The organism is Halochromatium sp. NSM3 (genome assembly GCF_059621085.1).
Map to the genome: position 1 here is coordinate 1 of NZ_JCAQIA010000086.1, position 1,395 is coordinate 1,395.

At 65.5% G+C, this 1,395-nt stretch carries 1 protein-coding gene; it reads left to right on the forward strand.

What is annotated here, in order from left to right:
* Positions 1–1,387 (forward strand): transposase (locus AC54T3_RS17405; RefSeq protein WP_496626571.1); only part of this gene is annotated, 1,387 nt, incomplete at its 5' end.
* Positions 1,388–1,395 lie beyond the last annotated feature (8 nt).

The following is a 1,395-nucleotide window of genomic DNA, read 5'->3' on the forward strand; positions in this document are numbered from 1 at the left end:
TGATGCCCGGATGTTTGACGGTATCCTGCAACGCTTTGCCGAGCGCGCGCCTGCCAGCGTGATGGTGCGCGGACTGCTTGAGCGCCTGCTCAACGCCGAACGGCTCGACCGCTGGTTCGAGGCGACGCGCGAGGAGCAGTACACGCGCGAGATCCTGTTCTCCTCGCTGGTCGGGCTGCTGCTGCAGATCGTCTGTCGGGTGCAGGCCAACGTGCATGCGGCCTATCGCGAGTCGCGCATCGCCGCCTCGGTCGTGGCCGTCTATGGCAAGCTCCAGGGCGTCGAGCTATCGACCTCCCAAGGGCTGGTGCGCCTGATCGCCGGCGATGCCGCCGAGATCATCGACGAACTCGGCGGTGCCCACGCCGAGCGCCTGCCCGGATATCGCATCCGCTACCTCGACGGCAACTGTATCGCCGCCAGCGAACGGCGGCTCAAGCCCTTGCGCGACAGCGCCGCGGCGCCCCTGCCAGGCAAGGCGCTGGTGGTCTTCGATGACGCTCGTGGGCTGCTCAGTGATGTGTTCCCCTGTGCCGATGGCCATGCCCAGGAGCGCAGTCTGCTCGATGCGGTCGCCGAGACGATTCAGGCGAACGAGCTGTGGATCGCCGATCGCAACGTCTGTGTCACCGCCTTCTTGGCGACCATCGCCCGGCGTCAGGCCGCCTTCGTCATCCGCCATCACAACGGCCTCACCGTCAAACCGCTCAGTGCCCTGCAACCGGTTGGCCGCCATGCCAATGGCGACCTGTCCGAGCAGGCGGTACAGGTCACCGATGCCGAGGGGCATACCTGGACCTGGCGGCGCGTCGTGCTCACATTGAAGCAGCCGACCCGCGATGGACATCGGGATCTCATCCTGCTGACCAACCTGCCCGCCGAGCAGGCCGATGCCGCGACCGTGGCCGCGCTCTATCGCGGGCGCTGGACCATCGAGACGGCATTTCAAAAGCTCGAGGGGCATCTGAACTCCGAACTCAACACCCTGGGCTATCCGCAGGCCGCCCTGTTCGGCTTCTGCCTGGCACTGGTCGCGTTCAACCTCTATGCGGTCGTGATGGCCGCGCTACGCGCCGCGCATCCCGAGGCTAAGGTCGATGAAACCGTCTCTGAATACTCTCTGGCCGCCGAAATTGCCCGCACCACCGAGGGGCTCAACATCGCGGTCGAGGAGGAACAGTGGAGCATCTTCACGCAGGTCGACCAGGTGCAATTCTGTGCCATGCTGCGGGTGTTGGCGCAGAACGTCGACCTGAAGACGCTGCGCAAGACTACCCGGGGGCCGAAGAAGCCACGCACACCGCGCACGAAGCACACCGGCAAGCCGCATGTCTCGACCGCTAAACTCTTGGCGCAAGCGGCAGCCCGTTCTCGACGGTCACCTTAAAAGGGCTG